Below are 24,982 nucleotides of genomic sequence, written 5' to 3' on the forward strand. Positions count from 1 at the left end.
CGGCTCACTCCTCCGGTCCGGCGTCGCGGGCGCAGCGGAAGCCGCTGAAGATCTGCCGCCGGATCGGGTAGTCCCAGTTGCGGAACGTGCCCCGGCAGGCCGACCGGTCGGTGCCGAACGAGCCGCCCCGCAGCACCCGGTAGTCGTCGCCGAAGAAGACCTCCGAGTACTCCCGGTACGGGAACGCGGTGAAGCCCGGGTGCCCCCGGAACGGCGAGGAGGTCCACTCCCACACGTCGCCGACGAGCTGGTGGACGCCCAGCGGCGAGGCGCCGGCCGGGTACGCGCCCACCGGCGCCGGCCACAGGTGCCGCTGACCCAGGTTGGCGTGCTCGCCAGTCGGGTCCTCGTCGCCCCACGGGTAGCGGCGGGAGCGGCCGGTCGCCGGATCCCAGCGGGCCGCCTTCTCCCACTCCGCCTCGGTGGGCAGCCGCTTGCCGGCCCACGCCGCGTACGCCTGCGCCTCGTACCAGCAGACGTGCACCACCGGCTCGTCGTCGCGGACCGCCGACCAGCGGCCGAACCGCCGGTACGCCCAGCCGTCCCCGTCGCGCCGCCAGTGCATCGGCGCGCTCAGGTCCGCCTCGATCCGGTGCCGCCAGCCGGCCTCGCTCCACCAGCGCGGCTCGTCGTACCCGCCGTCGGCGATGAACGCCCGGTACTGCCCGTTCGTCACCGGCGCGGCGTCGATGACGTACGCGGGCAGGTCGACGGTGTGGGCCGGGCGCTCGTTGTCCAGCGCCCACGGGTCGGTGGAGGTGCCCATGGTGAACGGCCCGGCGGGCACGCGTACCTCCCCGCCGGCCCGGGCCCGGGGCTCCGGCGGGGGCGGCGCGTCCAGCACCGGGGCGCCGGCGCGCAGCTGGTGGGTGGCGAGCATGGTCTCGTCGTGCTGCTGCTCGTGCTGCACGATCATGCCGAACGCGAACCCGTCGGCGACGAGCGGACGGTCGGTGAAGCGGATGCCGTCGAGCAGGTCGAACACCTTGTCCCGCACCGTGCGCACGTAGGCGCGGGCCTCCGCCGGCGGCAGCAGCGGCAGCGCCGGGCGGTCCTTGCGGGGCTGCTTGAACGCGTCGTAGAGGTCGTCGATGTCGTGGCGCACCGGGTCACGGCCGCCGACGTCGCGGACCAGCCACAGCTCCTCCTGGTTGCCGACGTGCGCCAGGTCCCAAACCAGCGGCGACATCAGCGTGGAGTGCTGCCGGACCAGGTCGTCGTCGTCCACCGCGTCGGTCAGCAGCACGGTACGGGCCCGGGTCCGTTCCAGCTCCGCGGCGATCCGGTCGCGTAGTCGCTCGGTGGTGGTCACCGGTGTCCCCTCTCCGCGGCGGCGCGGTGCCGCCGGATCGCTCGGTGGGTCTCGTCGTGGATGCCGGCCGGCAGGTCGAGCCGGGGCAGGGCGGTCAGCGCCAGGTCGAACAGCGCCGCCGCGGCGGTCGCCAGCGGACGCTCGGCCAGCCCGCACCGGGCCGCCGCGCGCCATCCGTCGGCGACCGGGGCGGCCGCCGCCAGCGCGTCCCGGGTGGTGGCCGGGTCGGCGAACAGCGCCGCCAGCACCGCCAGCGGCACCGTCCACTCCGGGCCGGGCTGGGTGTCCAGGTAGCGCAGCTCCAGGTAGCCGCGTGGGCGTACCGGCGGGAACAGCGTGCTGAGGTGGTACTCCAGGTCGTCGGTGGTGGGCGGGCGGGGCAGTGCCCCGGCCAGCCAGTCGGCGAACGTGACACCGGGCGGCGCGGTCCAGTCCGGGCCGTCGCCGCGGACGCACAGCAGCGGCGCGGCCAGGGCGTACCCGGTCCAGGCCGTCACCGGATCCTCGTCGGCCCGCTCGGGCGACCAGACCGGACCGGTGCGGGCCGGGTCGATGGCGAGCCAGGTGGCCATCCGGGCGGAGGCCCAGCCGGTCCGGCGGCCGGCGTGCCGGTCGGCGGTGGCGAAGGCGGCGAGCAGCGGCGGGCCGACGGCGTGCGCGGCCGCCCACCGCTGGGTCAGGTGCTCCGGCTCGCCCGCGTCCAGGCAGACCTGGAGACCGGCGGTGCTGTACATCATCGCCCGTCCGGCCGGGCCACGCCGGTCGAAGGCGCAGCGCATGGCCCGGTAGCGGGGGGTCTCCACGACGGGCCGGGGCAGACGCCAGGGGTCCATCCCGCTGCGGCCGAGCACCAGGCCGGCGGCGTCCAGCCGGGCCCGCAGCTCGGCGACGTCGGCCTCGGTGGCCAGGATGAGCGCGCCGACAGTCGATCGCGGCATCGCGGAGATCTCCACCTGCCCGCCGGGCTCCACGGTCACGGCGCCGCCGTGCCGGAGCTCGTCGGCCGGGCTGGTGGGGTCGAGGGTCACCGGGCTGTGCCGCCCCAGCGCCTCGCGTAGTCGCTCGCGGTCGACCGGCCGGGCCGGGTCCGCGGCGTCGTGCACGGTCCATTCCAGTTCGACGCCGACGAGTGCGGGTGGCCCGGTCTTGAAGCAGATCCGGGCGAGGTGGCCCCGGGCCGCCTCCTCGTCCCCCAGGACGACTGCCCGGTCCAGGTCCGGCGACATCACCATGGGACGGCTCCTCCTCGGCGATGGGCGACAACGTCGTCGCGACGCCCGGCCGGGACGGCACGGGACGCCGTCCCACCATCCTCTGTCTAGCAGACGAGATCCGCTTGCCCGGAGAGATGAATTTTTGTCCGGAATCTGATTGCGCCGCGGCGGCTCAGTCGTCCCCTGCCGGACCCGGGGGCGCGGGCTCCGGCGCCTCGGCCGGGTCGTCCGCCAGCGCGCCCAGGAGGTTCCGGCAATAGCTCTCCACCTGCTCGGGTCCGCCGGCGGCAGCCACCAGGTCGGCGTAGCCCGGCTTGGTGAGCGCCTTCTCCCGCTGCCGCTCCGACTTGGCCAGGTAGGCACGGCAGTGGCCGGCCATCTGCGGCCCGCCGGGCGAGGGCGCGGGTTTCCGGTCCGCGGGGCTCGGCGTTCCGGACGGCACCGGCGTCGGCGACGGAGCCGGTGGCGACGCCGCACCGGACGCGTCACCGGCCGGGGTGCTCGGCGCCGCCCGCGACGGCCCGGTGACGGCCGGGCCCGTGCCGGTCGGGCCGGTGCCGCTGGGCCCGGCCGTCGTCCCGGGCGGGCCCAGCGGCTCCGGCTCGCGGTCCAGGTGCACCGCCGCGAACGCCACCCCGGCGACAGCGGTGGCGGCGAGCCCGGACAACGCGGCGGCGACGCGCAGGCGCCGCCGCGAGCGCGGTGCGGCCACCGCCGCGGGCACCGGCTGCGTTCCCCGCGCCGCGTGGGCCGCCCGGAACGCGGCGAGCGCCCGTTCCTCCCCGGCGACCTCGCCCGGGGCGGCCGGCCCGGCGGCGGCGGAGAGCAGCCGGGTCAGCGGATCAGCGTCGGCCCCCGGCGGCGTACCGGCGCGCGCGGCGTCGAGCAGGCGGTCGGATTCCGCCCGGTCGGCGGGCCCGCCGAACCGGCGAGCGTGCATGCCGTCGTCTCCCCTCACGTCAGCCCTCCGCCGGCTCGGCCTCGGGCGCGTGCGGCACCTGGCGGTCGGTACGGGGACGGGGCGCCACGGCGTCCCGGGTGTCGTCCGGCGCGGCCTGCGCCGCCGAACGCTCGAGCATCGCGGCGAGCCGGCGCAGGCCCCGGTGCGCGGCGGTGCGCACCGCGCCGGCCCGCCGGCCCAGCACCCGCCCGGCGGTCTCCGCGTCCAGGCCGATGACGGCCCGCAGCATCACCGCCTCGGCCTCGGCCGGCGGCAGCGTCCGGATCAGCGCCAGTGCGCTCTCGGTGGCGATGGCCTCACCGGCCCGGTCGGCGGTGTCGACGTCGGCGGCCAGATCGTTGAGGGCCTGCACGGGCACCGGCACTGAGGGACGCCGACGCTGCCGGCGCAGGTGGTCCATGGCCCGGTTGCGGGCGATGGTGACCGCCCAGGCACGGAACTCGCCGCCGGTGAACGACGGCAGGTCGCGGGAGATCTGCAGCCACGCCTCCGAGGCCACGTCCTCGGCGTCGGCGCCGACGAGGGCGGTCAGGTAGCGCAGCAGCGCGGGTTGCAGGCTGCGGTAGAGGAACCGGAACGCCTCCTCGTCCCCCGCCTGCGCCGCGATGACCGCCTCGTTGAGTTCGGCCGTCACGCGCGCCGCCCCACCCGGATGACCGCCCGGCGCCGGGCGTCAACGGGTGCCAGTGGCCACACCGCCATCCGCACTCGGCCCCCCGGTGAGCTGATCAGGCACGCGCACGAGGGTGCGGTGCGCCTTGGACGTCGCCGCGCGGCACGGGCGTCGGCGGGACATACCGTACCGGCGTCCGGGTGCGGCCGGGAGTCGGGCCGACGCCGGACGGGCCGGGTGCGGGCGGCAAGTCACCGAGGGGCGGAAAAACAGAGAGAAATGTCTAGCTGCGTCACCGGCGTGTCGGGGTAACGCCCACGGACCGCGCGACGCTGCCCCGGATCGGGTCCCCGTCGGCGCGGCGGGCCGCGAGCGCGGGAGCGCGTCGGTTTCTGGCCGATCGTACCGGGTCGATCACGATCAGCCGATCGGCGTCCCGGCTGCCGGACACCCGGCCGAACGGCCCGGCCGAGCCGGCCGCCGATATCGCGGGAAATACTTCGCGCCTGCTGTGGGTACGGTATGGGGGTGCTGTCCTCAGACGTCGTACTCAGCGGTCGGTACCGCCTTGATGACCGTGTCGCCACCGGCGGCATGGGCGACGTCTGGCGTGCCACAGACCTTGTCCTCGGTCGCCCGGTCGCGGTGAAGGTGCTGCTTCCCGCCCTGGTGTCCGACCCCGACTTCATCGCCCGGTTCCGTTCCGAGGCCCGGATCATGGCCTCCCTGCGCCACCCCGGCGTGGTCCAGGTCTTCGACTGCGGTGAGGACGACCTGCCCAGCGGCGGCCGGGCCGACTACCTGGTGATGGAGTTCGTCGCCGGTGAGCCGCTGTCGCGGCGGATCGAGACCGCCGGGCAGCTCGAGGTCGCCGAGACCATGTCGATCGTGGCCCAGGTGGCGCAGGCGCTGCACGCGGCGCACGGCCGCGGCATCGTGCACCGCGACGTGAAGCCGAGCAACCTCCTCGTGCAGGACGACGGCACCGTGGTCCTGGTCGACTTCGGGGTGGCCCGGTCGACCAACGTCACGAGCATCACCAGCACGAACGCGGTGCCCGGCACCGCCCTCTACATGGCGCCGGAGCAGGCCGCCGGCCGGCCCGTCTCGGGCGCCACCGACGTGTACGCGCTCGGCGCCGTCGCGTACTGCTGCCTCACCGGCAGCCCGCCGTTCACCGGCGACAACCCGCTCCAGGTGGCCGTACGCCATCTCGACGACGAGCCGCCGGAGCTGCCGGCGGAGATCCCGGCGTCGGTGCGGGAGCTGGTGTCGCGCGCGCTGGCCAAGGACCCGGCCGACCGCTACCCGAGCGCCGCGGCGATGGCCGACGCGGCGCGGGCCGCGCGGGCCGACTCCCCAACCGCGACGGCGGCGCTGCGCGGCGCGGCGGGTTCGGCGCGGTCCCGGGACGACCAGCCGGCGGTGCGGCCGGGCGCCGCGGTGGCGACGTCGCGGCGGCGGGGCCGGCGCGGCACGCTGGTCGGGGCGCTGGGCGCGGTGCTGGTGGCGATGGGTGCGCTGGGCGCGCTGGTGGCCGCCGCGAACGACACGGCCGAACCGGCCACGAAGATCGACTCGACGGCGCCCGCGGTGGCGCCGAGCGACCCGGCTGCGGAGCCGGTCGTCGAGGAGCCGTCGGCAAGCGACGAGTACACCTACCGTCCGGTCGGTCCGGGCGAGCGGCCGTCGGCGACGCCCTCGGTGACGCCGAGCACCTCACCGACCCCGTCGGCCCAGCCGAGCGTGTCGGACGCGCCGGCCCCGACGGACGAGCCGAGCAGCACGCCGTCCAGCGCGCCGACGACGACGGCGCCCACCACGGCGCCGGCGCCGGACCCGACCACCGCCGACCCCGGCACCGGCACCGGCGGCGGTGACACCGGCGGGCAGCCGGCCACCCAGCCCTGATCCACGGCACCCGCGAGCCGGCCCCGCCCACGGCGGAGCCGGCTCGGCTGTGTCCGGGCGTGCTCAGTCCGCGCCGAGCGACGCCACCACCGGCCGGGACAGCGCGCGGCGGGCCGGCAGGACCGAGGCGAGCAGCGCCGCCACCACCGCCACCGCGACGATCAGCCCGATCCGCGCCCACGGCAGCACCAGCGTGAAGTCGCCGCCGATGCGGGCCACCACGGCCAGGCCGAGCAGCGCGCGGTGATCATGAGGTTGACGGGCGTCGCCGTCCGATTTGTCCCCGCCAACCTCATGATCGCCCGAGCGGGCGGGTGGCGGGGTGCGGGGTCAGGAGGGCAGGAGGGCACGCATGCGGGTGATCTCGGTGGACTGTTCCACTGCCACCCCGGTGGCGAACTCCTGCATGGCCTGGTCGGCGCCGACCTTCAGCAGGTCGGTGGACATCACGATCGCGCCCTGGTGGTGGTCGGTCATCATCCGCACGAACATCCGGTCGAACGCCACGCCCTTCGCGTCCGCGAGCTGCCGCATCGCCTCGGCGGACTGCATCCCGCGCATGCTGCCGTGGTCGTGCCCCGGCACGTCGGCGGGCAGGTCGCGGGTGCTGAGCCAGGCGCGCAGCAGGCCGACCTCCGGCCCCTGGGCGGCGCGGATCCGCTCGGCCACGGCGCGGATGCGGGGGTCGGCGGCCCGGTCGGGGGCGAGCGTCGCCATCTCTAGGGCCTGCTCGTGGTGCGGGATCATCATCCGGACGTACCAGACGTCGAGGCTGTTGAACCGGGGCGCCGACGCTCCCCGCACCTGATCGGGCGCACCGGTCGCGGCCGGCTCCCCCGGGCGGCCCGGGACCAGCAGCGGCGGCGCCGAGGTGGTGGCGCTCGGGCTCGGCGCGCCGGTCGCGGCGTCGCCCGCCGCCTCGGTCCGGGTGTCGTCGCGCCCGGCGAGCGCCAGCCCGCCGATCACCAGGAGCGTCGCGAGCGCTGTGACGCCGACCCACACGCGTGCCTGCCGGCTGGTCATACGACGCCTCCTCCGGTCAAGGTGACAGCGATCCTATCCATAGACGAAAGTTCCCAAGTGTGACCCAGGTCACATTGATGACGGTCTCCAATAGGTAAGGTTTGGCGAATCATCATCCCCTTTCGAAGGGTGTTGCCGGTGATCAGCATCCGCACGTCCCGCACCCGCATCATCAGCCTCGCCGCCGCCGGCCTGCTGCTCGCCGGCGTGGTCGCCGCGCCGCCGAGCAGCGCCCAGGAGATCCCGCGCGCCCAGACCGCGCCCGCCACCGTGGACAGCGCCGTCCCCGGTGTCGACGAGATCTCCAGCAGCCCCAACCTGCGTCAGGTGGCGAACCTGCCGAAGCAGGCGCCGTTCGACACCTCGGCCGCCTTCGGCACCGACATCGCCTTCCAGGGGCGGTACGCGTTCGTCGGCAACTACGACGGGTTCGTGGTCTACGACGTCTCCCGCCCCGACCGCCCGACGATCGTGTCCCAGGTGCTCTGCCCCGGCTCGCAGAACGACATCTCCGTCCACGGGAACCTGCTGTTCCTGTCGACCGACTCCTCCCGCAACGACGACTCCTGCGCCAGCACCGCCCAGCCGGCGTCGGTGAAGGAGTCCTGGGAGGGCATCAAGATCTTCGACATCCGGGACAAGCGCAACCCGCGCTACATCAAGTCGGTGGAGACGGCGTGCGGTTCGCACACCCACACCCTGGTGCCCGGCAAGGACAAGCGGAACGTCTACCTGTACGTCTCCTCGTACAGCCCGCGTGCCGAGTTCCCGGACTGCCAGCCGCCCCACGACTCCATCTCCATCGTCAAGGTGCCGGTGAAGAACCCCACCACGGCCTCCGTGGTCGCCACGCCGAACCTCTTCCCGGACGGCGGCTACCCGGGCGTACCGGGCCAGTCGTCGGCCACCACCGGCTGCCACGACATCACCGCGTACCCGTCGAAGGACCTGGCGGCGGGCGCCTGCATGGGTGACGGCATCCTGCTGGACATCAAGAACCGCGAGGCCCCCCGGGTGATCGAGCGGGTCACCGACGCGGAGAACTTCGCGTTCTGGCACTCGGCCACGTTCAACAACGCCGGCACCAAGGTCGTCTTCACCGACGAGCTGGGCGGCGGCGGCGCGGCCACCTGCAACGAGGCGGTCGGCCCGAACCGCGGCGCCGACGCCATCTACGACATCACCGGCCGCGGCGACGCCCGCAAGCTGGAGTTCCGCAGCTACTACAAGATCCCCCGGGCGAACGCGGACACGGAGAACTGCGTGGCCCACAACGGCTCGCTGATCCCGGTGCCCGGCCGCGACATCATGGTCCAGGCCTGGTACCAGGGCGGCATCTCGGTGTGGGACTTCACCGACTCGCGCAAGCCCAAGGAGATCGCCTACTGGGAGCGCGGGCCGCTGGACGCCTCGCAGCTGCGTACCGGCGGGTCCTGGTCGGCCTACTGGTACAACGGCCACATCTACTCCAGCGACATCCAGAAGGGACTGGACGTGCTGGAGCTGCGTGACCCGCGTACCTGGCTGGCGCAGTTCCTGCTGGTGCCCGAGCTGAACGTGCAGACCCAGGCGGGCTACCTGAGCTGGTGACCCGCTGACCCGTCCCGGGCCCGGCGCTCCCCTCGCGGGGACGCCGGGCCCGGCGCGTCAGTGGACGACCTCGGCCCTGCCGCCGATCGACGCCGGGTCAGCTCATCGGCAGCCGGTAGTCGCGGGTGCCGCCGCCGGCCGTGACCACCCGCACCTCGCCGCTGCGCAGCCCGTACGTCACCGACCAGCGGGTGTGCGACTGGCGTACCGCGTTCAGCAGCCGCAGCGCCCCGGCCGTGTCGACCACCCCACCGGTGCGGTCCAGTTCCTTCGCCAGCACCCCGTACCGGCGGTCCTGGCGCAGTTCCCGGTCCGGCACGCCCGCCGCCGGCACGTTCGTGAGCGCCTGCCACGGGCCGCTGCGCCGGTCCACTGTCAGCTTGCCGTCGACGAACTCCACCACCGCTGACGCGCCGGTCGCGTCGGCCAGCAGGTAGTGCAGCGGCGGCCCGCCGTCGAAGTCGAGGTTGTAGCGCTTGAACACGGCGACCGCCTCGTCCACGGTGGCGGCCGAGTCGAGCACCAGGCGCAGGATGCGCACCGAACCCACAGTCGGCAGGCCGGGCACCGGCTCGGCGCGCGCCCCGTCGTCGGCGGCCAGCCCGACCGCGAGACCCCGCTCGTTCATGCCGTCGAACGGCAGCAGCGGCGCGTCCAGCAGCCGCCGGTCCCCCGTCGGGTCGGCGGCCACGCCCAGGTAGGAGATGTCGACCAGGGAGATCGAGGCGTACCCGTCCGGCGGGTCGGTGCGCAGCACCAGCGCGGGGTTCGGCTCCCAGTCGAAGTTGCGGGCGAACACCGGCCGGTCCCGGTCGCCGAGCGCGGCGAACAGCGAGCAGCCGAACGGACTCGGCGGCGTCGACCCGGCCAGCCCGGCGGTCGGGTCGTAGTCGCCGTCGTACGTCATCTCGTACATCGGCAGATCGTCGATCTTGCGGAGGCTGGCCAGCGTCCGTTCGACCTGCCCCTGGTCCTGGCGCGAGGCGGTCGGCGAGCCGGCCGCGGCCGGCGGGCCGGACCGGCGGTTCTCCCCGCAGGCCGTGCCGAGCAGGAGCAGCGCGAGCCCGCCGGCGATGAGGGTCCTCCGCATGACAGCGACGCTAGAAGAGGCGTCCGCCGATGTCCATCCGGGACCCGGTCAGCTCCGCACGACGGCGAACATCCAGCAGCCGTACACGACGTTGCGGCTGTGCAGCAGCTCCACCGCCGGGTCGGCGAACAGCTCCGCGATCACCGCCTCCGGGTCGCCGCCGTCGTGTCGCCGTCCGCCCACGATGCGGCCCTTGCTGTCGTACGCGCGCAGCACCTGCTCCCGTCCGCGCCACGGCGACGGGTACGCCGTCACGTCGTCCGGCCCGGCGCAGGCAGCCGCGTGCGCGAACACCGGCCCCACCTCGCGGTACGGACCCGGCGGCAGCGGCGGGGCGTACCCGAACAGCAGCAGCGCCTCGTCCGGCCGGGCGTCGCGCAGGCAGCAGCGCAGCGGCTCGCCTCCGGTGGCGCGGCGGTGCTCGGGTGGCCGCCCGCCGGCGTCGCGGCCGGTGCGGCGCAGCTCGGCGAGCGTCCCGGCGGTCAGCGGGCGGATCCGGAACGCGGTACGGGTGGTCGTCACGGTTCCAGCCTGGCGCGGTCCACACCGCGGCGCTGGCGGTGATCGGACCTGGCGTTCGGGCACCGCGAGATTGCGCGCCGAGCGGGCACCCGCCGGCCGCGTCCGGCGCCGACAATGACCGGATGGACGTCGACGACTACCGGACCCACTCCCCGTACAGCGATCCCCGCCACCACGCGGCGTTGCTCGGCGCCGTGCCGGCCGACCTGCCCACCGTCGCGGCGACCGCCCGCAACGTGATCGTCCACTACCGCGCCGGTGGTGTGGAGCTGCCGGACGTCCGCCGGGCCGAGGTGAACCTGCGCTGGCTGGACCGCATCCTCGACACCGACCAGTCCCGGTTCCCGCTACCGCTGACCGCCGAGCGCCCGGCCGCCGAGCGGGTCGCCGGCTGCTGCCGGGACCACACGCTGTTCACCGTCGCGGCGCTGCGCGGGCACGGAATCCCGGCGCGCAGCCGGGTCGGGTTCGTGAGCTACTTCGCCCCGGACTGGCACCACGACCACGTGCTGGCGGAGTGGTGGAACGGAGAGCGCTGGGTCTGGTCCGACCCGGAGCTCGACCCGGCCGCCGACCGGCCGTTCGACGGCTACGACATCGACCCGGAGGCGGGGCACTTCGAGTCGGCGGCCCGGGTGTGGCTGGCGTACCGGGCGGGCCGGATCGACCCGGACACCTACGGCGTCGACCCGTCGCTGCCGATCCGGGGCGACTGGCTCATCCACGACTACGTGCTGCTCGAGCTGGCTCACCGGCACAAGGACGAGGTGCTGCTCTGGGACGGGTTCGGGGCGATGACCGAGGACCTGACCGGCGCCGACCTCACCCTCGTCGACGAGGTCGCCGCGCTGCTGGTGGCCGCCGACCGCGGCGACGCCGCCGCCGGGCGGGAGCTGGCCCGGCGGTACGCCTCGGACGCCCGGTTGCGTCCGGGCCCGACCGTGCACTGCATGGACCCGGTCTCCGGGGTGGCCGCCGACGTGGACCTGCGACGCTGACCCACCGGTCGCCGCGCGGCGGCCCGCCACCGGGGCCGCGCGGGCTCACCCGGGCAGGGGCGCCTCGTCGCCGCGGGTGCGGCGCGGGTTGACCAGCCGGCGGACCATCGGGGCGGCGTTCCACCGGGCCGCGCCGACCAGGTCCCGGGCGTGTTCCAGCACCGTGTAGTCGGGCCGGGCGATGCCCTCGGCGATGGCCCGGTCGAGGTCGTTGCCGCACCGGGTGAGCACGCTGTCGAAGTCCCGGCGGACCGGTTCCAACAGGTCGTAGCCGAAGGACCGGTGCAGCCGGGCGAACAGCGGCTTGTAGAGGCGGGCCCGCTCGTGCAGCCCCGACGAGTACGACATCGGGTTCTTCGGCCGTTGCCGGACGTAGCCGGGCAGCAGGTCCGCGAAGGCCCGCCGGACGATCCACTTCTCCTGCCCGTCGCGCAGCTTGAGGTCCAGCGGCAGCCGCATGGCCAGCTCGACGACGCTGAGGTCGAGGAACGGCACCCGAGCCTCCACGCCGTGCGCCATGCTGGCCCGGTCCACCCGCTGCAGCTCGGTCCGGCACAGGTTGCGGATCTTGTGCAGGAACAGCCGGCGGGACCGCTCCGGCCCGACACTGTGGTACATCGGGTACCCGCCGAACAGCTCGTCGGAGCCGTCGCCGGTGAGCACCACCCGCACGCCCAGCTCGCGCAGCCGCCGGAAGATCGGCACCGAGACGACGGCGTTGATGATGTCGCCGTACTCGGTCAGCTCGGAAACCCGGATCGCCTCGCGGACGTCGGCGAGCCGGATGTCCCGCGGGCGCAGCTCGATCACCTCGTGCGGCACGCCGAGGTCGGCGGCGAGCCGCCGGGCGTACGCGACGTCCGGGCTCTCCGGCACCCCGATGGTGACCGCCACGCAGTCCGGGTGCAGTTCCCGGGCGTGCAGCAGGGCCAGCGAGCTGTCCAGGCCGCCGGAGAGCACCACGCCGACGGTGAGGTCGGTGTCCAGCCGGGCGCGCATCGCGTCGGTGAGCGCGACGCGGACCAGCAGCGCCGCCTCGTCCGGGTCGTCGATCACCGGCAGGCCGTCGCCGAGGGTCAGCAGGTCGACGTGCGGGCCCAGCCGGACCGGGGCGCCGGGTTCGACCCAGCCGTGGTGCCCGGGCGCCACCTCGCCGATCGGCGCGCCGTGCCCGACGAGCGCCTTGACCTCGGAGGCGAGGTGCAGGCAGCCGGGCTGGCGGGACCAGTAGAGCGGCTTGACGCCGAGCGGGTCGCGGGCCAGGTAGGCCCGGCCGGAGTCACGCTCGACGACCACGAACGCGTACTCACCGCGCAGCCGGCGGACCGCGTTCCCACCCCACTGGAGGAACGCGGTGAGCACCACCTCGGTGTCGCCCGTGGTGCGGAACCGGTGCCCGAGCCGGGTCAGCTCGGCGCGCAGCTCGTGGTGGTTGAAGATCTCGCCGTTGAAGCAGAGCAGGTGCCGCTCGTCCGGCGACATCCACGGCTGCACGGATCGTTCCCGGTCCACGATCTTCAGCCGCCGTACGCCTGCGAGCAGGCCGTGTTCCTGCCGGGTCTCGGTGACCTCACCACGTGGCGCGAGCGCGGCGAGCATCCGCCGGAACGTCGCCGGGTCCGCCTCGGGGCCGATGCTCAGCGCGATGCCGCACAACGGGTCACACCCCCATCTCGGCCTCGTACGCCCGCCGGTACCGGCGGCGCACCGCCGGGGCGAGGCACACGTGCCAGGCCTGTCCCTCGTCGACCACGTTCACCTCGCCGGCGTCCTGGCGGGCCAGCAGCAGCCCGGCGAGCGCCGGGCGGGCGCCGAAGCGGTCGTACCACTCCAGTTCGATGTCGGCGGCCCAGCCGAGGCAGTGCCCGCTGGGCACCATCGCGGCGTACCCGAGGCGGCGCAGCCGGTACTGGTGCTCGGCGCTGCGGGCCAGGCTGGTCACCCAGAGCGGCGGCGTGCCGTCCGGGGCGACGGCCGTGAACTCGCGGGCCAGGTCGTTGAGGAACGCGATCATCTCGCGGCGGGCGCGCCGGAACAGCAGCCCGGCGGTGCGCGGGGTGGCGTCCGGGCGCAGCCGCCGCCGGACCGCCCGCAGCCCGCGTCCCACCACGGTGGCGGGCTGTTCCTGGTAGCGGAACTCGAGCAGGCCACGGCGGCGCAGCCATTCCAGGTCGACCAGTTCGGTGCTGAGGCGGACCTGGTCGTCGGTGAGGAACGTCGGGCTGTCCCGCCACCAGAGCACGTCGACGCGGGACAGCAGGTAGATCCGGACCAGCGCGGTGAGGTCCTGCGCCGAGCTGCGGGTGTTGGGCTGGTAGCGGGCCATCTCCAGCAGCAGCGTCTCCCGGGCCCCGATCAGCCCCTGCGGGGTGGCGTCGAGGACGGCGGCGATGGCCGGTTCCCGCAGCCGCTGGTCGAGCAGCACCTGGCGGGCGGTGGTGGACGGCGCGTCGGCGAGCGCCCCCACCTCGACCAGGAGTTCCGCCACCGCCGTCCGGTACGCGGACAGGTCCGGCTCGGCGCCGACGCGCCGGCCGCCGGGCGGCACCCGCCGGGCCGGAGCGGTGGACGTGACGGCGGGACCGGGCTGGCGACCGGGGCTGCGGCTGGGCACTCGCATGGTCTCCGTCCCCTCTCGGGCAGGACACGGCGTGATCGGGTTTGCACACACCGTAAAGACCGAAGAAGGCGGGATTCCTCCCATCTCCCCCGATGTGCCCGATCAGGTGGCGTGCCGCAGGGCCAGCGCCTGCACCTCGTCGTACCCGGGCGGCGCCGGCAGGCCCGCGTCGCGCCCGGCGCCGATCGCGTCGGTCAGGTGCAGCGCCGCACCGAGGGCGGCCCGGAACAGCAGCGAGCCGGTGCTCACCCGGGCCACCCCGAGCCGGCCGAGGGCGGCCGGGTCGGGGCCGCCCGGCCGGTACAGCACGTTCAGCGGCAACCCCGCCTCGGCGGCGAGCACGCCGACCAGGTCGTCGGGCGCGCCCGGCACGAACAGGCAGTCGGCACCGGCGGCCCGGAACGCCGCCGCCCGCCGCCGCGCCTCGACCAGCGGCGCCGGCACGCCCAGCCACCAGGCGTCGGTGCGGGCGTTGACGACCATCCGCGGCACGGCGGCGCGGACGGCCGCGATCGTGGCGGCGACGTGCTCGGCCGGGGCCAGGCGCCCGTCCGGGCGGCCGTCCTCCAGGTTGACGCCGACCACGCCGAGCGCGGCCAGCTCGCCGACGAAGCGCGCCACGTCCGCCGGGTCGTCGTGGAAGCCGTCCTCGATGTCGACGGTGAGCAGCGCCGGCAGCCCTCGGAGCCGGTACGCCAGCTCCAGCGTCTCGGCGCGGGTCGCGCGGACCGCGTCCGGCCGGCCCGCGGCCGCCGCCACGCCCAGGCTGGTCGTGCCGATCGCCGGAAATCCCCGCTCGGCGAGCGCCGCGGCGGAGGCGTGGTCCCAGGCGTTCGGCAGCAGCAGCGGGTCTCCGGGCCGGTGCAGCTCCCGGAACGCGCGGTACCTGTCGGTCATCGCCGGCTCCCCTCGATCAGCCTGCCGGATGCGTGGCGCAGGACGTCGACGACGCCTGCCGCCAGGGCGAGCGCGTGCCGCTGCGCCGGACAACCCCGATGGCCGGCGCCGAAGGTCAGCACCCCGACGGCCGGCTGGGCCCGGAACCGGTCCGGCTCGGCGATGACGGCCGGGTCACGGTTTGCCGCGTCGAACCGCAGCAGCAGCCGGTCCCCCGCCCGCACTCTCTGGCCGCCCAGGCGCAGCGCGTCGGCGGCGACCCGGCGGGTGGCCCGTACCGGTGGGTCCAGCCGCAGCACCTCGGCGAGCAGCGTGGCCGTGGCGAGCCCGTCCGGCGCGGCGCGTGCGTGCCGGAGGGCGGCGTCGATCAGCCCGGCGGTGGCGTCGGCGGCCTGCACGAGCAGCCCGAGCCGGTTCGCGGTCACCTCGGCCGCGGCCGGTGGCGACATCGCCAGCAGCGCGGCGACCGCCCGGTCCGCCCGCCGCTCGGCCGCCGCGTCGGCGCCCGGGTGGTAGGCGGCGGCCACCGCCACCACCTCCGTGGCGGCCGCCGGGTTGGTCAGGCCGAGCCGCTCGGCCAGCACGAGCAGGGGTACGCGCCGAGCCGGCGTCACGTCCTCCTCGCCCGGCAGGTCGAGGATCCGCTCGGTCAGTCGTACGGCGTGACGGCGCAGTTCCTCCGGGTCGAGTGCGTCGAGTGCCGCCACGCCGACGGCTCGCCGCGCGGCATGCCGGTCCGGCGGGCTGAACCGGCTCACCGAGGCCCGCAGCCAGGCGAGCGTGCCCACCGGCCCGTCCGGGACGGACGGCACCACGCAGCGGCTGTCGGTCAGGGCGGCGAGGACGTCGGCGTGCCGGGTGACCACCCAGCCGTCGTCGCCGAGGGTCGGCGGCCCGCAGGGCGGTGTGCCCGGAGCAGCGGTGATCGTCGGTAGTCGCATCGCCCGACCGTAGGGCGGGAACGGTTCGGTGCCGGCCGAACGATCCGCGCGGGCGCGAACCGGGTCAGGCGCGGGCCGGGCCGCTGTCTCGGCCGGCGGGCGGGGCCAGCAGCGCCGGGTCGAGCGCGAGCGCGTCGGCCAGCGCGTCCCGCCCGGCCGGGGTGAGGCGTACCGCCCGGCCGGTGCCACGCGTCGTCCAGCCGAGGTCGAGGAAGCGCCCGCACAGCGCCGCCCCGACCGCGCCGGCCAGGTGCGGACGCCGTTCGGTCCAGTCCAGGCAGTCGCGGACGAGCGGTCGCCGGGTGGCGCGCAGCGGTTCGACGGGTACGCCGAGACCGGCCAGCCAGGACATTCCGGTGCCGGTCAGCGCCAGGCCGCCGGTGCGGTCGAGCACGCCGCGGGCGAGCAGGGCGTCGTGCAGCAGCACGCCGAGCCGCCCGGCCAGGTGGTCGTAGCAGGTGCGGGCGTACGCGAGGGCGGCACCGGCCGACGCGGCGCGCAAGGTGCGGGGCGGGGTGTCCGGGGCGGGCGCCCGCGCGGCCAGGTCCTCGACGAGCTGGGCGACGCCCGGGTCGGCGAGGCGGACATACCGGTGGCGGCCCTGCCGCTCCTCGACCAGCAGGCCGCCCGCGACCAGCCGGGTGAGGTGGTCGCTGGCGGTGGACGCGGCCACCCCGGCGGCGCGGGCCAGTTCCCCGGCGGTCCAGGCGCGGCCGTCGAGCAGGGCGAGACAGAAACCGGCCCGGGTGGGGTCGGCGAGCAGCGCGGCGAACCCGGCGAGTCCGCGCCCGTCGGCGCCAGTGGTCATCGGCCCATGCTGACACGGGCACGGTTCGGGCCGCGCCGAACGGTCAGGGGGTTCTTTACAGCGGTCTCTGCAACGTTGTAGAAACGGTGGCACCGCACCTCCGTCTATCCCCGAGGGCAGGCCCGATGGGACACCTCCGCCGCGGTGGCGCGCTCGCCGCCGTACTCACGCTTCTGCTCGCCGGCGCGGCCCCCGCGTCCGCCGCCGGGCCCGACCGCTACCGCAACCCGGTCTCCGCCGGGTTCGCCGACACCTTCGCCGACCCGGTCGTGGTGCGCGGCGACGACGGACTCTGGTACGCCTTCGGCACCTCCGACCCGCTACGCGAGGGCGAAGGCCAGGTCCACCGGGTGCCGATCGCCCGCTCCGCCGACCTGGTCGACTGGACCTACGTCGCCGACGCGTTCGCCCCGGACCAGCGGCCCGCCTACGCCGCGCCCGGCGCCGCGTTCTGGGCGCCCGACGTACGGCGTGTCGACGGGCGCTGGGTCATGTACATGACGGTCACCGACACCACCGTCTCCGACGACACGTTCGACACCGCCGTCGGCGTGGCCACCGCGCCGAGCCCAGCCGGCCCGTGGACGTTCGCCGACACACCGGTGGTCGCGCCGCGTCCGGGGGCGGGCGGCGGTTACCTGTGGACGATCGACCCGAGCCAGCTCACCGGCGCGGACGGCCGGCACTGGCTCTACTACGGCAGCTACTACGGCGGCATCTCGGTCACCGAACTGTCGCCGGACGGGCTGCGCGCGGTCGGCACGCCGACGCCGGTCGCGATCGACAACAAGTTCGAGGGCGCGTACGTGCTGCGCCGCGACGGCTGGTACTACCTGTTCGCGTCCACCGCGAACTGCTGCGCCGGCCCGGCCACCGGCTACTCCGTCCAGGTCGGCCGGTCCCGAGACCCGCGCGGCCCGTTCACCGACCGCGACGGGCAGCGCCTCGACGTCTCCCGGGCCGGCGGCACACCGGTGCTCACCCAGAACGGCAACCGCTGGATCGGCACCGGGCACAACGCGGTCCTCACCGACCTGTCCGGGCAGGACTGGATCGCCTACCACGCGATCGACCGCGCCGACCCGTACCTGGACGAGCCGTTCGGCGTCAACGAGCGGCCGATGCTCCTGGACCGCCTCGACTGGATCGACGGGTGGCCCACAGTGAACGCGGGCGCCGGCCCGTCCGACAGCATCCGGCCCGCGCCGGTCACCACCGGCCCGGTCGACGCCCGTTTTGCCACCGCCGACCTGCGCGGCTGGCGGGCCGAGCGCGGCCGCTGGCAGGCCGCCGGCGGGGTGCTGACCGGCAGCGGCACGCTCACCTCGCGTACCCGCATCGGCGGTGACCTGCGCGTGGAGACCGACCTGCGGCTGACCGGCGCGACCACCGCCGGGCTGCGGCTGCACGGCGTGGACGTCCGCGTCGGGCGCGGCCGGCTCACGGCGGGCGCCGCGTCCACCGCGCTGCCCGCCGGCCTCGACCTGTGCGACCGGCACAATCTCGCGATCGAGGTACGCGGGCGGCAACTCGTCGCCACGCTCAGCCCGTCCCGCCTCGGCGACCCGGTGGCCCGGGTGACGGTCCGGCTTCCCCGCCCGGCACCCGGTGAGCTGTCCGTGCGCGCGGACGGCGGCCCGGCCGAGTTCGACAACGTCAGCGTCGCCCGGCTGTACCATCCCGCCCGGCACACCGTCGGCGACCCGCGCGTCGGCCCGGTGCTGCGCGGCTACTCCGACGAGTTCACCGGCGGGCTCGGCCCGGCCTGGCAGTGGGTACGCCAGGACCCGGCTGCCACCGTGAGCGGCGGGGCGCTGCGCTGGCCGGTGCAGGACGCCGACCTGTCCGGCACCGGCAACACCGCCGGGGTGCTGCTGCGCGACGCGCCGGCCGGAAACTACGTCGCCGAGACGAAGGTGACGCTCGACCTGGGCGAGGACAGCGTGCGCAACTACCAGCAGGCGGGCCTGGTCGCGTACGTCGACGACGACCGCTTCGCCCGGCTGACCCAGGTGGCGATCTGGAACACCCGTCAGGTCGAGTACGGCTACGAGCTCCCATTCGCCGGGCAACCCGTGTACGGCGGCAGCATCGTCGGCACCCCGGGCACCACCACCTGGCTGCGACTGGCCCACCGGGTCGACCCGGTGAACGGCGAGCACGAGTTCCGGGCCGGGTCCAGCCGCGACGGGAAGCACTGGACGTGGGGCGCGGTGTGGACGTTCCCGGGCACGACGCCCCGGATCGGGCTGGTGGCGCACGGCGGCGCGACGCCCGCGGTGACCGCCGAATTCGACTACCTGCGCTTCCACCGCTGACGCCCGCCGGTGCCGGCCACGACTGCCCCTGCCTCGTCGCAGGCAGGGGCGGTCGTGGCGCGCCTGGCCGCCTCAGCCGATGCCGTCGACAGCGGCCCTCAGCGCATTGATCGACGGGTCCCAGCTGAAGTTCAGGACGGGGATGCCGGACGCGGCGGCATTGCTGTCGCCGCCGAGGACCACCGCCCGCGGCCTACCGGTCCCCTGCGGCACCACGAGATACCAGTTGCCCTTCACGTTCGCGATGAACACGTCGTCTGCCTCCTGGTCGGGCGGGTTCGGGTTGGCGACGTCCCCGACATGGTTCTCGAAATCCGCCGTCGCGCGGAAGTCCGTCGGGCTGCCGGTGTTCAGCCAGAGGCTCGTGTGCACGTGCGGCCCGACACCGGCGTCGCTGCCGTTCGCCGAGGCGCCGGAGTACGCGATCGTCTGGCCGCGCGACACACGCTGACCGACGGTGACGATGATCCTCGACAGGTGCAGGTGCCGGGTGTAGTTGCCGTCGTCGTGCGCCATCCCCACGACGCGCCCGGTCGCGGTGGAGGTGTCGGTCTTCACGAGACGGATCGTGCCGTTCGCGGCGGCCACGACCGGGGTTCCGGTGCCGACCGCGTAGTCGGTGCCCGGCTCGGCCGAGGGCGGCGTCCGGCTCCGGTGGTCCTGCCACGAACTCGAGATGCGCACGTTTCCGCACGGCCGCTGATAGGTGCCGGCGGCCCGGGCGGAGCCGGGCAGCAGCGCGAAGGCGGCAGACACCCCGGACGCCGCCAACGCGGCCCCGGTGAGGAAGCCTCGCCTCGACAGTCCCCGCAGGTAGGCGATGCCACCGAGATCCTCGGGCCGCAGATCGCCGAGGCTGGCGATCTGCGGGTCCGGGCGAACCCCCTCGCTGATGGTCATCGATGCAAAGTAGGGCTGTTTCCGGCGAAGGGCAAGGGCCTGGCGGCTCAGCGGCCGGAACGCGGGCAGGCGGTGGTCAGCTCGCTGACCGTGCGGGTGTCGCCGTCGTAGCTGCGCGCCGCCACGAACGCCCCGGACGGCGGGTGCGCCCCGGCGACCGCCCGGGCGCGGCGCCGGTCCGCCGCGCCGAACCGCAGCGCGAGGCTGAGGTGCGGCACCCACCGGCCGGGCTGGTGCCACGAGTGCCCGCCGGGCGCCTCGGCGAGCACGTCCCACACCGCGCCGTGCAGCGCGACGAGCTGCGGTGTCGGCCGGACCAGCCACACCAGCGGCGCGCTGCCGTCGAGCACCGTCACGCGGCCCAGCCGCACCGGCAGCGGCAGCGCCGCGTCGCAGAGGTCGGCAAGGCGCTGCTCGGCGCCGGGCGGGAACTCCTCCACCGAGGCGAGCGTGAGGTGCGGCCGGTTCGTCGGGTGCGTGTTGCGGGCCAGGCTGGGCAGCCCGGCGGCGGCGAGCCGGTCCCAGGCAGCGCGAACCGCCGCTTCCAGTTCGGGAGAGCAGAGCAGTTCGACCGTCCGCACGTGATCAGGCTAGTCGCCGGCGACCGCCCGCGACGCCCCGTACGTCAGAGCCAGCCGGCCTCCCGCGCCCGCCGTACCGCCTCGGCCCGGTCGGCGGCGCCGAGCTTCTGCACGCAGGCGCTCAGGTGGTTGCGGACCGTGCCGGCGGCGAGGTGGGTACGCCGGGCGATCACCGCTACCGGGGTGCCCAGCTCGGCCAGCCGCAGCGTCTCCAGCTCACGCGGCGTGAGCGGGCACTCCGGCAGGGTGAGCGCGTCGGCCGCGAGCGCCGGATCGACGTAACGCGCGCCGGAGTGCACCCGGCGGATCACGTCGGCCAGCGCACCGCCCGGAGCGCCCTTGGCGAGGAACCCGCGTACGCCGGCGGTGAGCGCCGGCCGGAGCTGGGCGGGCCGGCCGTGTCCGGTGAGGATCACCGGCGCGCAGCCGGGCAGCGCCCGGGTCAGCTCGGCGGCGACCTCGACGCCACCGGGCGGCGGCATCTCCAGGTCGAGCACGGCGACATCGGGGCGGTGGGCCAGCGCCGCGTCCAGGGCGGCGCGTCCGTCGCGGGCGTGCGCGACCACCTCGATGTCCGGTTCCAGGTCGAGCAGCGCGGCCAGCGCGAGCCGGATCAGCTCCTCGTCGTCGGCCAGCAGCACCCGGATCACGGCGTCACCGGTACCGTCGCCACCAGGCTGAACACGCCGTCGGCGGCCTCGGCCCGGACCCGTCCGCCGGCCGGGGCGAGCCGGTCGGCGAGGCCGCGCAGGCCGCCGCTGAGCTGGTCCGGTCCGGTGCCGGCACCGACGCCGTCGTTGCTGACGGTCACTGTCACCACGCCGTCCTCCCGGGTGATCTCGATCCGGCACCAGCCGGCCCGGCTGTGCCGCAGCACGTTGGTTCCGGCCTCGCGCAGCACCGCGGCCAGGTCGGCGGCGACCGCCTCGGGCACCTCACCGGCGGGCGGGACCACCGTCGTGCGGACGCCGCTGGAGCGCAGCACCTCCCCCACCGCGGCGGCCTGCTCAGCCAGGTCGACGGCGCGGTAGCCGTGCACCGCCGCCCGTACCCGGGTCAGCGCCGACCCGGCCAGCCGCCGGGCCTCCGCCGCCTCCCGGGCGGCCCTCGCGGCGTCGCGCGGCGCCAGCCGCTCGGCCAGCTCGGCCTTGAGCGCGATCACCGTGAGGTCGTGGCCGAGCAGATCGTGGACGTCCCGGGCGAAGCGCAGCCGTTCCTCGGCGGCGGCCAGCCGCGCCTGGGCGGCCTGCCCCTGCCGGGCCTCGACGAGCAGGTCCCAGAACCAGACCTGCACCCAGGTGAGCGCGGCGATGCCGGCGCCCACCGTGCCGGTGACCAGCAGTGCCGTGGGCACCGGCCCACCCGTCACCCCGGTGACGACGGCGGACACCGCGAGGACGCCGGCCGCCGCCACCGCCGCGACGACGGGCCGGAACAGCAGCGGCGTCATGCCCACCAGGGACGCCCCGAGCCAGGCCCAGGTGGGCCAGGAGCCGGCCGCGACCGGGCCGAGCAGCGGCAGGCTGAGCAGCGCCGCCACGGTGAGCGCGGCGTGCCGGCGACGGCGGTCCGGTACGGGCAGCCACGGCGTGACGGCGGCGTGCAGCACCCCGATCTGGGCGACGGTGAACGCGAGCAGCCCGGCGGCGCCGAGCGCGACGCGTACCGGGTCGGGTTCGCGGGCCAGGCCGACGGCGGGCAGCAGCACCGTGGTCCACACGTTGGTGGCCAGCGACAGCAGGGTGACCCGCCGGGCCCGGCGCAGCCGGTGGTCCGCCGGATCGACGCTCATGCCCGCTGATCCTAGGGCGTGCACCGGCTCGCCCACCCCTGGGAGACGTCACGGCCGGACCGTGCGATCCGCACGGTTTCCCGATGACAGATGCGCCTTCTCCGGTGCGCCGGGCGGCGGCAGGGTCGGGGCATGACGGAGATGACTGTGGTCGTACCCCGACGGTGGGCCGGGTGGGCGCGGACCCGGCACCTGGCCGGGATGGTGGTGGCGATGGCGGCCGGGATGGTGCTGCTCGGGCCGCTGTGGCGGGTGGGCGGGAACCTGCTGGGCGGCGCGGCGGTGCTGGCACGGCCGGACGTGGCCGCGCTGGTGATGGCGACGAACATGGCGGCGGGCATGGCCGCCTGGATGTGGTACCGGGGGGACGGCCGGGCCGCCACCGCGGAGATGTCGGCGGCCATGTACGTGCCGTTCCTGCTGCTGCTCCCGCCCTGGTGGGCCGGGTGGGTCGGGGACGAGACGCTGCTGCTCGGCGGGCACCTGCTGATGGTGCCGGTGATGCTGCTGGTGGCCCTGCGGCACCGGCACACCGCCGTCGCCCGGCCGCGCCGGCACCCGGTCGCGGCCGCAGTGGCGCGCGGGTGGCCGGCCGGGCTGGCGCTGCTGCTGACCGTGGACATGTGGTTCGCGCCCACGGTGTTCGCGCCGTGGACGCTGCTGGTCCTGCCGGCCGGCTACCTGCTGATCGGCACCTGGCGGCGGCAGTGGGGTGACCGGCGCGCGCTGGCGGCGCAGCTCGCCGGGGCGGCCGTGTGGGGCGGCCTGGCGGTCGTGGCGATGATCGCGTCCGCCGACGTCGCCGGGGTGATCGTCGGGGTGGGCTGGCTCGTCCACGCGGCATGGGACGCCTGGTACCACCGCACCGGCACGGTGGTGCCGCGCGGGTACGCGCTGTGGTGCGCGGTGTTCGACGTCGGTGTGGGCCTCACCACGCTCCTGGCCGTCCTGTCCCGGTGATCCGCCGTCCTGTCCCGGTGATCCGCCGTCCTGTCCCGGTGATCCGGCGGGGGCACGGGGCCGCGCCGGATCACCCGGAGGGGACGGCACACGGGTGGCGCGGCGAACGTTTGCCCCGGTCGCCGCGACCGCCGCTCGGCGGTGATGAAAAACTTGTCGCATGACCGCCGCACCGACCCCGACCGACCCCGCCGTGCCCGACGACGCCGAGGACGCCTTCGCCTTCGCCGATCTCGGGCTCCGCACCGAGCTGCTGGGCGCGCTGTCCGCGCTCGGGTACGAGGAACCGACGCCGATCCAGCGGGAGGCCATCCCCCCGTTGCTGGCCGGGCAGGATCTGCTGGGCCAGGCGGCCACCGGTACGGGCAAGACCGCCGCGTTCGCGCTGCCGCTGCTGCAGCGGATGCCGGTCGGGCGGGCCGAGGGCGACCCGGTGTCGCTGGTGCTGGTGCCCACCCGGGAGCTGGCCGTGCAGGTCTCCGAGGCGTTCCACCGCTACGGCAAGGACCTGGGCGCCCGGGTGCTGCCGATCTACGGCGGGCAGCCGATCGGCCGGCAGCTGCGCGCGCTCGACCACGGGGTGGACGTGGTGGTGGCGACGCCGGGCCGGGCGCTGGACCACATCGCCCGGGGCACGCTGCGGCTCGGCGCGCTGACCACGGTGGTGCTGGACGAGGCGGACGAGATGCTCGACATGGGCTTCGCCGAGGACATCGAGGCGATCCTGGAGCACGCCCCGGCCGGCCGGCAGACGGTGCTGTTCTCGGCCACCATGCCGGCCCGCATCGACGGGCTGGCCCGGCAGCACCTGACCGACCCGGTGCGCATCCGGATCGAGCGGGAGCGGCCGGTCGCCGGCGAGGCGCCCCGGGTGCGGCAGAGCGCGTACATCGTGGCCCGGGGGCACAAGCCGGCCGCGCTGGGCCGGGTGCTGGACGTGGAGTCGCCCACCGCGGCGATCGTGTTCTGCCGCAGCCGCGAGGAGGTGGACCGGCTCACCGAGACGATGAACGGCCGGGGCTACCGGGCCGAGGCGCTGCACGGCGGGATGAGCCAGGAGCAGCGGGACCGGGTGATGGGCCGGCTGCGCGCCGGCACGGCGGACCTGCTGGTCGCCACCGACGTGGCCGCCCGAGGGCTGGACGTCGAGCAGCTCACCCACGTGGTCAACTACGACGTGCCGTCGGCCCCCGAGTCGTACGTGCACCGAATCGGGCGGGTCGGCCGGGCCGGGCGGGAGGGCGTGGCGATCACGCTCGCCGAGCCGCGTGAGCACCGGATGCTCAAGACCATCGAGCGGGTCACCGGCCAGCGGATCGCCATCGACAAGATCCCCACGGTTGCGGACATGCGGACCCGGCGGCTGGAGCTGACCCAGGGCGCGCTGCGGGAGAGCCTGCTGGAGGACGACCTCGACCCGTACCGGGCGATCGTGGAGTCGCTCACCGACGAGTTCGACCTGGTCGAGGTGGCGCTGGCGGCGGTGAAGCTGGCGCACGAGGCGACGTCGCCGGGCTCGGACGACGAGGAGGAGATCCCGCAGGTCCCGGTCCGGGGCCCGCGCGAGGGCCGGCCGGAGACCGGCGGGCGGGGCGACCGCCGGGGCCCGGGCCGTCCGCGTACCGGCGGGGCGACGCAGGTCTTCATCGGGCTGGGCCGCCGGGCCGGGGTGCGTCCGCAGGACCTGGTCGGCGCGATCACCGGGGAGACCCGGGTCAGCGGCCGGGACATCGGCTCGATCGAGATCGCCGACCGGTTCTCGCTGGTCGAGGTGCCGCAGGGGGTGGCCGACGAGGTGATCGCCGCGCTGCGCGGCACCACCATCAAGGGGCGCAAGGCGACGGTGCGCCGGGACCGGGACGGCGACGGCCCGGGCGAGCGCCGCGACCGCGGCTACGAGCGGCGCGACCGCCGCTGAGCCCGGCGCGACC

General features: G+C 75.5%; 23 protein-coding genes. 6 read left to right on the forward strand and 17 right to left on the reverse strand.

Translation table 11 applies throughout. The features are described 5' to 3' along the window. Window positions 1–4 precede the first annotated feature (4 nt). The 4 genes from egtB to ACQP26_RS16820 all read right to left on the reverse strand — a co-directional run bounded on the left by egtB (window position 5) and on the right by ACQP26_RS16820 (window position 4,121). Window positions 5–1,312, reverse strand: coding sequence for an ergothioneine biosynthesis protein EgtB (gene egtB, locus ACQP26_RS16805; protein WP_433493322.1), 1,308 nt, complete (start codon window positions 1,310–1,312; stop codon window positions 5–7). Next, entirely contained in the window at window positions 1,309–2,544 is a 1,236-nt protein-coding gene (gene egtA, locus ACQP26_RS16810; RefSeq protein ID WP_269705781.1) for an ergothioneine biosynthesis glutamate--cysteine ligase EgtA, read from the reverse strand. The genes egtB and egtA overlap by 4 nt, the downstream gene beginning before the upstream one ends. A 154-nt stretch (window positions 2,545–2,698) precedes the next feature. Further along, window positions 2,699–3,484: a hypothetical protein gene (locus ACQP26_RS16815; RefSeq protein WP_433493323.1), complete on the reverse strand. Its 786-nt coding sequence runs from the start codon at window positions 3,482–3,484 to the stop codon at window positions 2,699–2,701. A 1-nt stretch (window position 3,485) separates the two neighbouring features. Then, a complete protein-coding gene (locus ACQP26_RS16820; RefSeq protein ID WP_269705778.1) occupies window positions 3,486–4,121 on the reverse strand; it encodes an RNA polymerase sigma factor in 636 nt (211 codons plus the stop codon). 507 nt (window positions 4,122–4,628) lie between these two features. On the opposite strand from ACQP26_RS16820, the gene ACQP26_RS16825 reads away from it, so the two are divergent. Continuing rightward, the gene (locus ACQP26_RS16825) at window positions 4,629–6,011 is read left to right on the forward strand and encodes a serine/threonine-protein kinase (protein ID WP_281577696.1); all 1,383 of its coding nucleotides are present in this window, start codon (window positions 4,629–4,631) and stop codon (window positions 6,009–6,011) included. A 63-nt stretch (window positions 6,012–6,074) separates the two neighbouring features. On the opposite strand, the gene ACQP26_RS16830 is transcribed toward ACQP26_RS16825, so the two are convergent. Further along, window positions 6,075–6,230: a hypothetical protein gene (locus ACQP26_RS16830; protein WP_281577695.1), complete on the reverse strand. Its 156-nt coding sequence runs from the start codon at window positions 6,228–6,230 to the stop codon at window positions 6,075–6,077. Window positions 6,231–6,341: 111 nt separating this feature from the next. Then, a complete protein-coding gene (locus tag ACQP26_RS16835; protein WP_281577694.1) occupies window positions 6,342–7,034 on the reverse strand; it encodes a DUF305 domain-containing protein in 693 nt (230 codons plus the stop codon). A gap of 147 nt (window positions 7,035–7,181) precedes the next feature. Here ACQP26_RS16835 and ACQP26_RS16840 point away from each other — a divergent pair, with 147 nt between their 5' ends. Beyond that, window positions 7,182–8,624, forward strand: coding sequence for an LVIVD repeat-containing protein (locus tag ACQP26_RS16840; protein ID WP_433496154.1), 1,443 nt, complete (start codon window positions 7,182–7,184; stop codon window positions 8,622–8,624). Between the two features lie 97 nt (window positions 8,625–8,721). On the opposite strand, the gene ACQP26_RS16845 is transcribed toward ACQP26_RS16840, so the two are convergent. Both ACQP26_RS16845 and ACQP26_RS16850 read right to left on the reverse strand, forming a co-directional pair. After that, window positions 8,722–9,714 (reverse strand): carcinine hydrolase/isopenicillin-N N-acyltransferase family protein, encoded by a 993-nt coding sequence (locus ACQP26_RS16845; protein WP_433493324.1) that lies wholly within the window; start codon window positions 9,712–9,714, stop codon window positions 8,722–8,724. A 48-nt stretch (window positions 9,715–9,762) separates the two neighbouring features. Next, entirely contained in the window at window positions 9,763–10,236 is a 474-nt protein-coding gene (locus tag ACQP26_RS16850) for a DUF1203 domain-containing protein (RefSeq protein WP_433493325.1), read from the reverse strand. A gap of 122 nt (window positions 10,237–10,358) precedes the next feature. Here ACQP26_RS16850 and ACQP26_RS16855 point away from each other — a divergent pair, with 122 nt between their 5' ends. Next, window positions 10,359–11,234 (forward strand): transglutaminase domain-containing protein, encoded by an 876-nt coding sequence (locus ACQP26_RS16855; protein WP_433493326.1) that lies wholly within the window; start codon window positions 10,359–10,361, stop codon window positions 11,232–11,234. A gap of 45 nt (window positions 11,235–11,279) precedes the next feature. Here ACQP26_RS16855 and ACQP26_RS16860 read toward each other — a convergent pair whose 3' ends face one another. The 5 genes from ACQP26_RS16860 to ACQP26_RS16880 form a co-directional block, all read right to left on the reverse strand. Then, a complete protein-coding gene (locus ACQP26_RS16860) occupies window positions 11,280–12,890 on the reverse strand; it encodes an asparagine synthetase B family protein (RefSeq protein ID WP_433493327.1) in 1,611 nt (536 codons plus the stop codon). A 4-nt stretch (window positions 12,891–12,894) separates the two neighbouring features. Further along, window positions 12,895–13,854 carry a hypothetical protein gene (locus ACQP26_RS16865; protein ID WP_433493328.1) on the reverse strand — a complete coding sequence of 320 codons (960 nt, stop codon included), beginning with the start codon at window positions 13,852–13,854 and terminating at the stop codon, window positions 12,895–12,897. A gap of 102 nt (window positions 13,855–13,956) precedes the next feature. Then, the gene (locus tag ACQP26_RS16870) at window positions 13,957–14,751 is read right to left on the reverse strand and encodes an isocitrate lyase/PEP mutase family protein (RefSeq protein WP_433493329.1); all 795 of its coding nucleotides are present in this window, start codon (window positions 14,749–14,751) and stop codon (window positions 13,957–13,959) included. Beyond that, window positions 14,748–15,692, reverse strand: a complete 945-nt coding sequence (locus tag ACQP26_RS16875; RefSeq protein ID WP_433493330.1) for a cytochrome P450 — start codon at window positions 15,690–15,692, stop codon at window positions 14,748–14,750. Before ACQP26_RS16875 ends, ACQP26_RS16870 begins: the two co-directional genes overlap by 4 nt. A 64-nt stretch (window positions 15,693–15,756) precedes the next feature. After that, window positions 15,757–16,500, reverse strand: a complete 744-nt coding sequence (locus ACQP26_RS16880) for an ArsR/SmtB family transcription factor (RefSeq protein WP_433493331.1) — start codon at window positions 16,498–16,500, stop codon at window positions 15,757–15,759. A 125-nt stretch (window positions 16,501–16,625) separates the two neighbouring features. Between ACQP26_RS16880 and ACQP26_RS16885 the strand changes: the two genes are divergently transcribed. Beyond that, on the forward strand, window positions 16,626–18,818 hold the full coding sequence (locus ACQP26_RS16885) for a family 43 glycosylhydrolase (protein ID WP_433493332.1): 2,193 nt from the start codon (window positions 16,626–16,628) through the stop codon (window positions 18,816–18,818). A 72-nt stretch (window positions 18,819–18,890) separates the two neighbouring features. Here the strand turns inward: ACQP26_RS16885 and ACQP26_RS16890 are convergent, their stop codons facing one another. From ACQP26_RS16890 to ACQP26_RS16905, 4 genes are read right to left on the reverse strand one after another with little or no spacing between them, the layout of a single operon-like run. Further along, window positions 18,891–19,718: a M23 family metallopeptidase gene (locus ACQP26_RS16890; protein WP_281577688.1), complete on the reverse strand. Its 828-nt coding sequence runs from the start codon at window positions 19,716–19,718 to the stop codon at window positions 18,891–18,893. A 47-nt stretch (window positions 19,719–19,765) separates the two neighbouring features. Further along, complete coding sequence (locus ACQP26_RS16895) at window positions 19,766–20,299, reverse strand: 2'-5' RNA ligase family protein (RefSeq protein WP_269705762.1); 534 nt, start codon at window positions 20,297–20,299, stop codon at window positions 19,766–19,768. 44 nt (window positions 20,300–20,343) lie between these two features. Then, window positions 20,344–20,949, reverse strand: a complete 606-nt coding sequence (locus ACQP26_RS16900) for a response regulator transcription factor (RefSeq protein ID WP_269705760.1) — start codon at window positions 20,947–20,949, stop codon at window positions 20,344–20,346. Continuing rightward, a complete protein-coding gene (locus tag ACQP26_RS16905; protein ID WP_269705759.1) occupies window positions 20,946–22,091 on the reverse strand; it encodes a sensor histidine kinase in 1,146 nt (381 codons plus the stop codon). Before ACQP26_RS16905 ends, ACQP26_RS16900 begins: the two co-directional genes overlap by 4 nt. 132 nt (window positions 22,092–22,223) lie before the next feature. Between ACQP26_RS16905 and ACQP26_RS16910 the strand changes: the two genes are divergently transcribed. After that, window positions 22,224–23,051 carry a hypothetical protein gene (locus ACQP26_RS16910; protein ID WP_433493333.1) on the forward strand — a complete coding sequence of 276 codons (828 nt, stop codon included), beginning with the start codon at window positions 22,224–22,226 and terminating at the stop codon, window positions 23,049–23,051. A gap of 160 nt (window positions 23,052–23,211) precedes the next feature. Next, on the forward strand, window positions 23,212–24,969 hold the full coding sequence (locus tag ACQP26_RS16915) for a DEAD/DEAH box helicase (RefSeq protein WP_269705757.1): 1,758 nt from the start codon (window positions 23,212–23,214) through the stop codon (window positions 24,967–24,969). Window positions 24,970–24,982: the final 13 nt, after the last annotated feature.

Origin of the sequence: Micromonospora sp. CA-248089, from assembly GCF_050948515.1 — a bacterium.
Taxonomy (GTDB): Bacteria; Actinomycetota; Actinomycetes; order Mycobacteriales; family Micromonosporaceae; genus Micromonospora.

Bases quoted from the DNA above. Each gene is read 5' to 3' on its own strand.
- egtA (WP_269705781.1), bottom strand. From the start codon at position 2,544: ATGGTGATGTCGCCGGACCTGGACCGGGCAGTCGTCCTGGGGGACGAG.
- ACQP26_RS16835 (WP_281577694.1), bottom strand. From the start codon at position 7,034: ATGACCAGCCGGCAGGCACGCGTGTGGGTCGGCGTCACAGCGCTCGCG.
- ACQP26_RS16845 (WP_433493324.1), bottom strand. From the start codon at position 9,714: ATGCGGAGGACCCTCATCGCCGGCGGGCTCGCGCTGCTCCTGCTCGGC.
- ACQP26_RS16855 (WP_433493326.1), top strand. From the start codon at position 10,359: ATGGACGTCGACGACTACCGGACCCACTCCCCGTACAGCGATCCCCGC.
- ACQP26_RS16865 (WP_433493328.1), bottom strand. From the start codon at position 13,854: ATGCGAGTGCCCAGCCGCAGCCCCGGTCGCCAGCCCGGTCCCGCCGTC.
- ACQP26_RS16870 (WP_433493329.1), bottom strand. From the start codon at position 14,751: ATGACCGACAGGTACCGCGCGTTCCGGGAGCTGCACCGGCCCGGAGAC.
- ACQP26_RS16875 (WP_433493330.1), bottom strand. From the start codon at position 15,692: ATGCGACTACCGACGATCACCGCTGCTCCGGGCACACCGCCCTGCGGG.
- ACQP26_RS16880 (WP_433493331.1), bottom strand. From the start codon at position 16,500: ATGACCACTGGCGCCGACGGGCGCGGACTCGCCGGGTTCGCCGCGCTG.
- ACQP26_RS16885 (WP_433493332.1), top strand. From the start codon at position 16,626: ATGGGACACCTCCGCCGCGGTGGCGCGCTCGCCGCCGTACTCACGCTT.
- ACQP26_RS16890 (WP_281577688.1), bottom strand. From the start codon at position 19,718: ATGACCATCAGCGAGGGGGTTCGCCCGGACCCGCAGATCGCCAGCCTC.
- ACQP26_RS16905 (WP_269705759.1), bottom strand. From the start codon at position 22,091: ATGAGCGTCGATCCGGCGGACCACCGGCTGCGCCGGGCCCGGCGGGTC.
- ACQP26_RS16910 (WP_433493333.1), top strand. From the start codon at position 22,224: ATGACGGAGATGACTGTGGTCGTACCCCGACGGTGGGCCGGGTGGGCG.
- ACQP26_RS16915 (WP_269705757.1), top strand. From the start codon at position 23,212: ATGACCGCCGCACCGACCCCGACCGACCCCGCCGTGCCCGACGACGCC.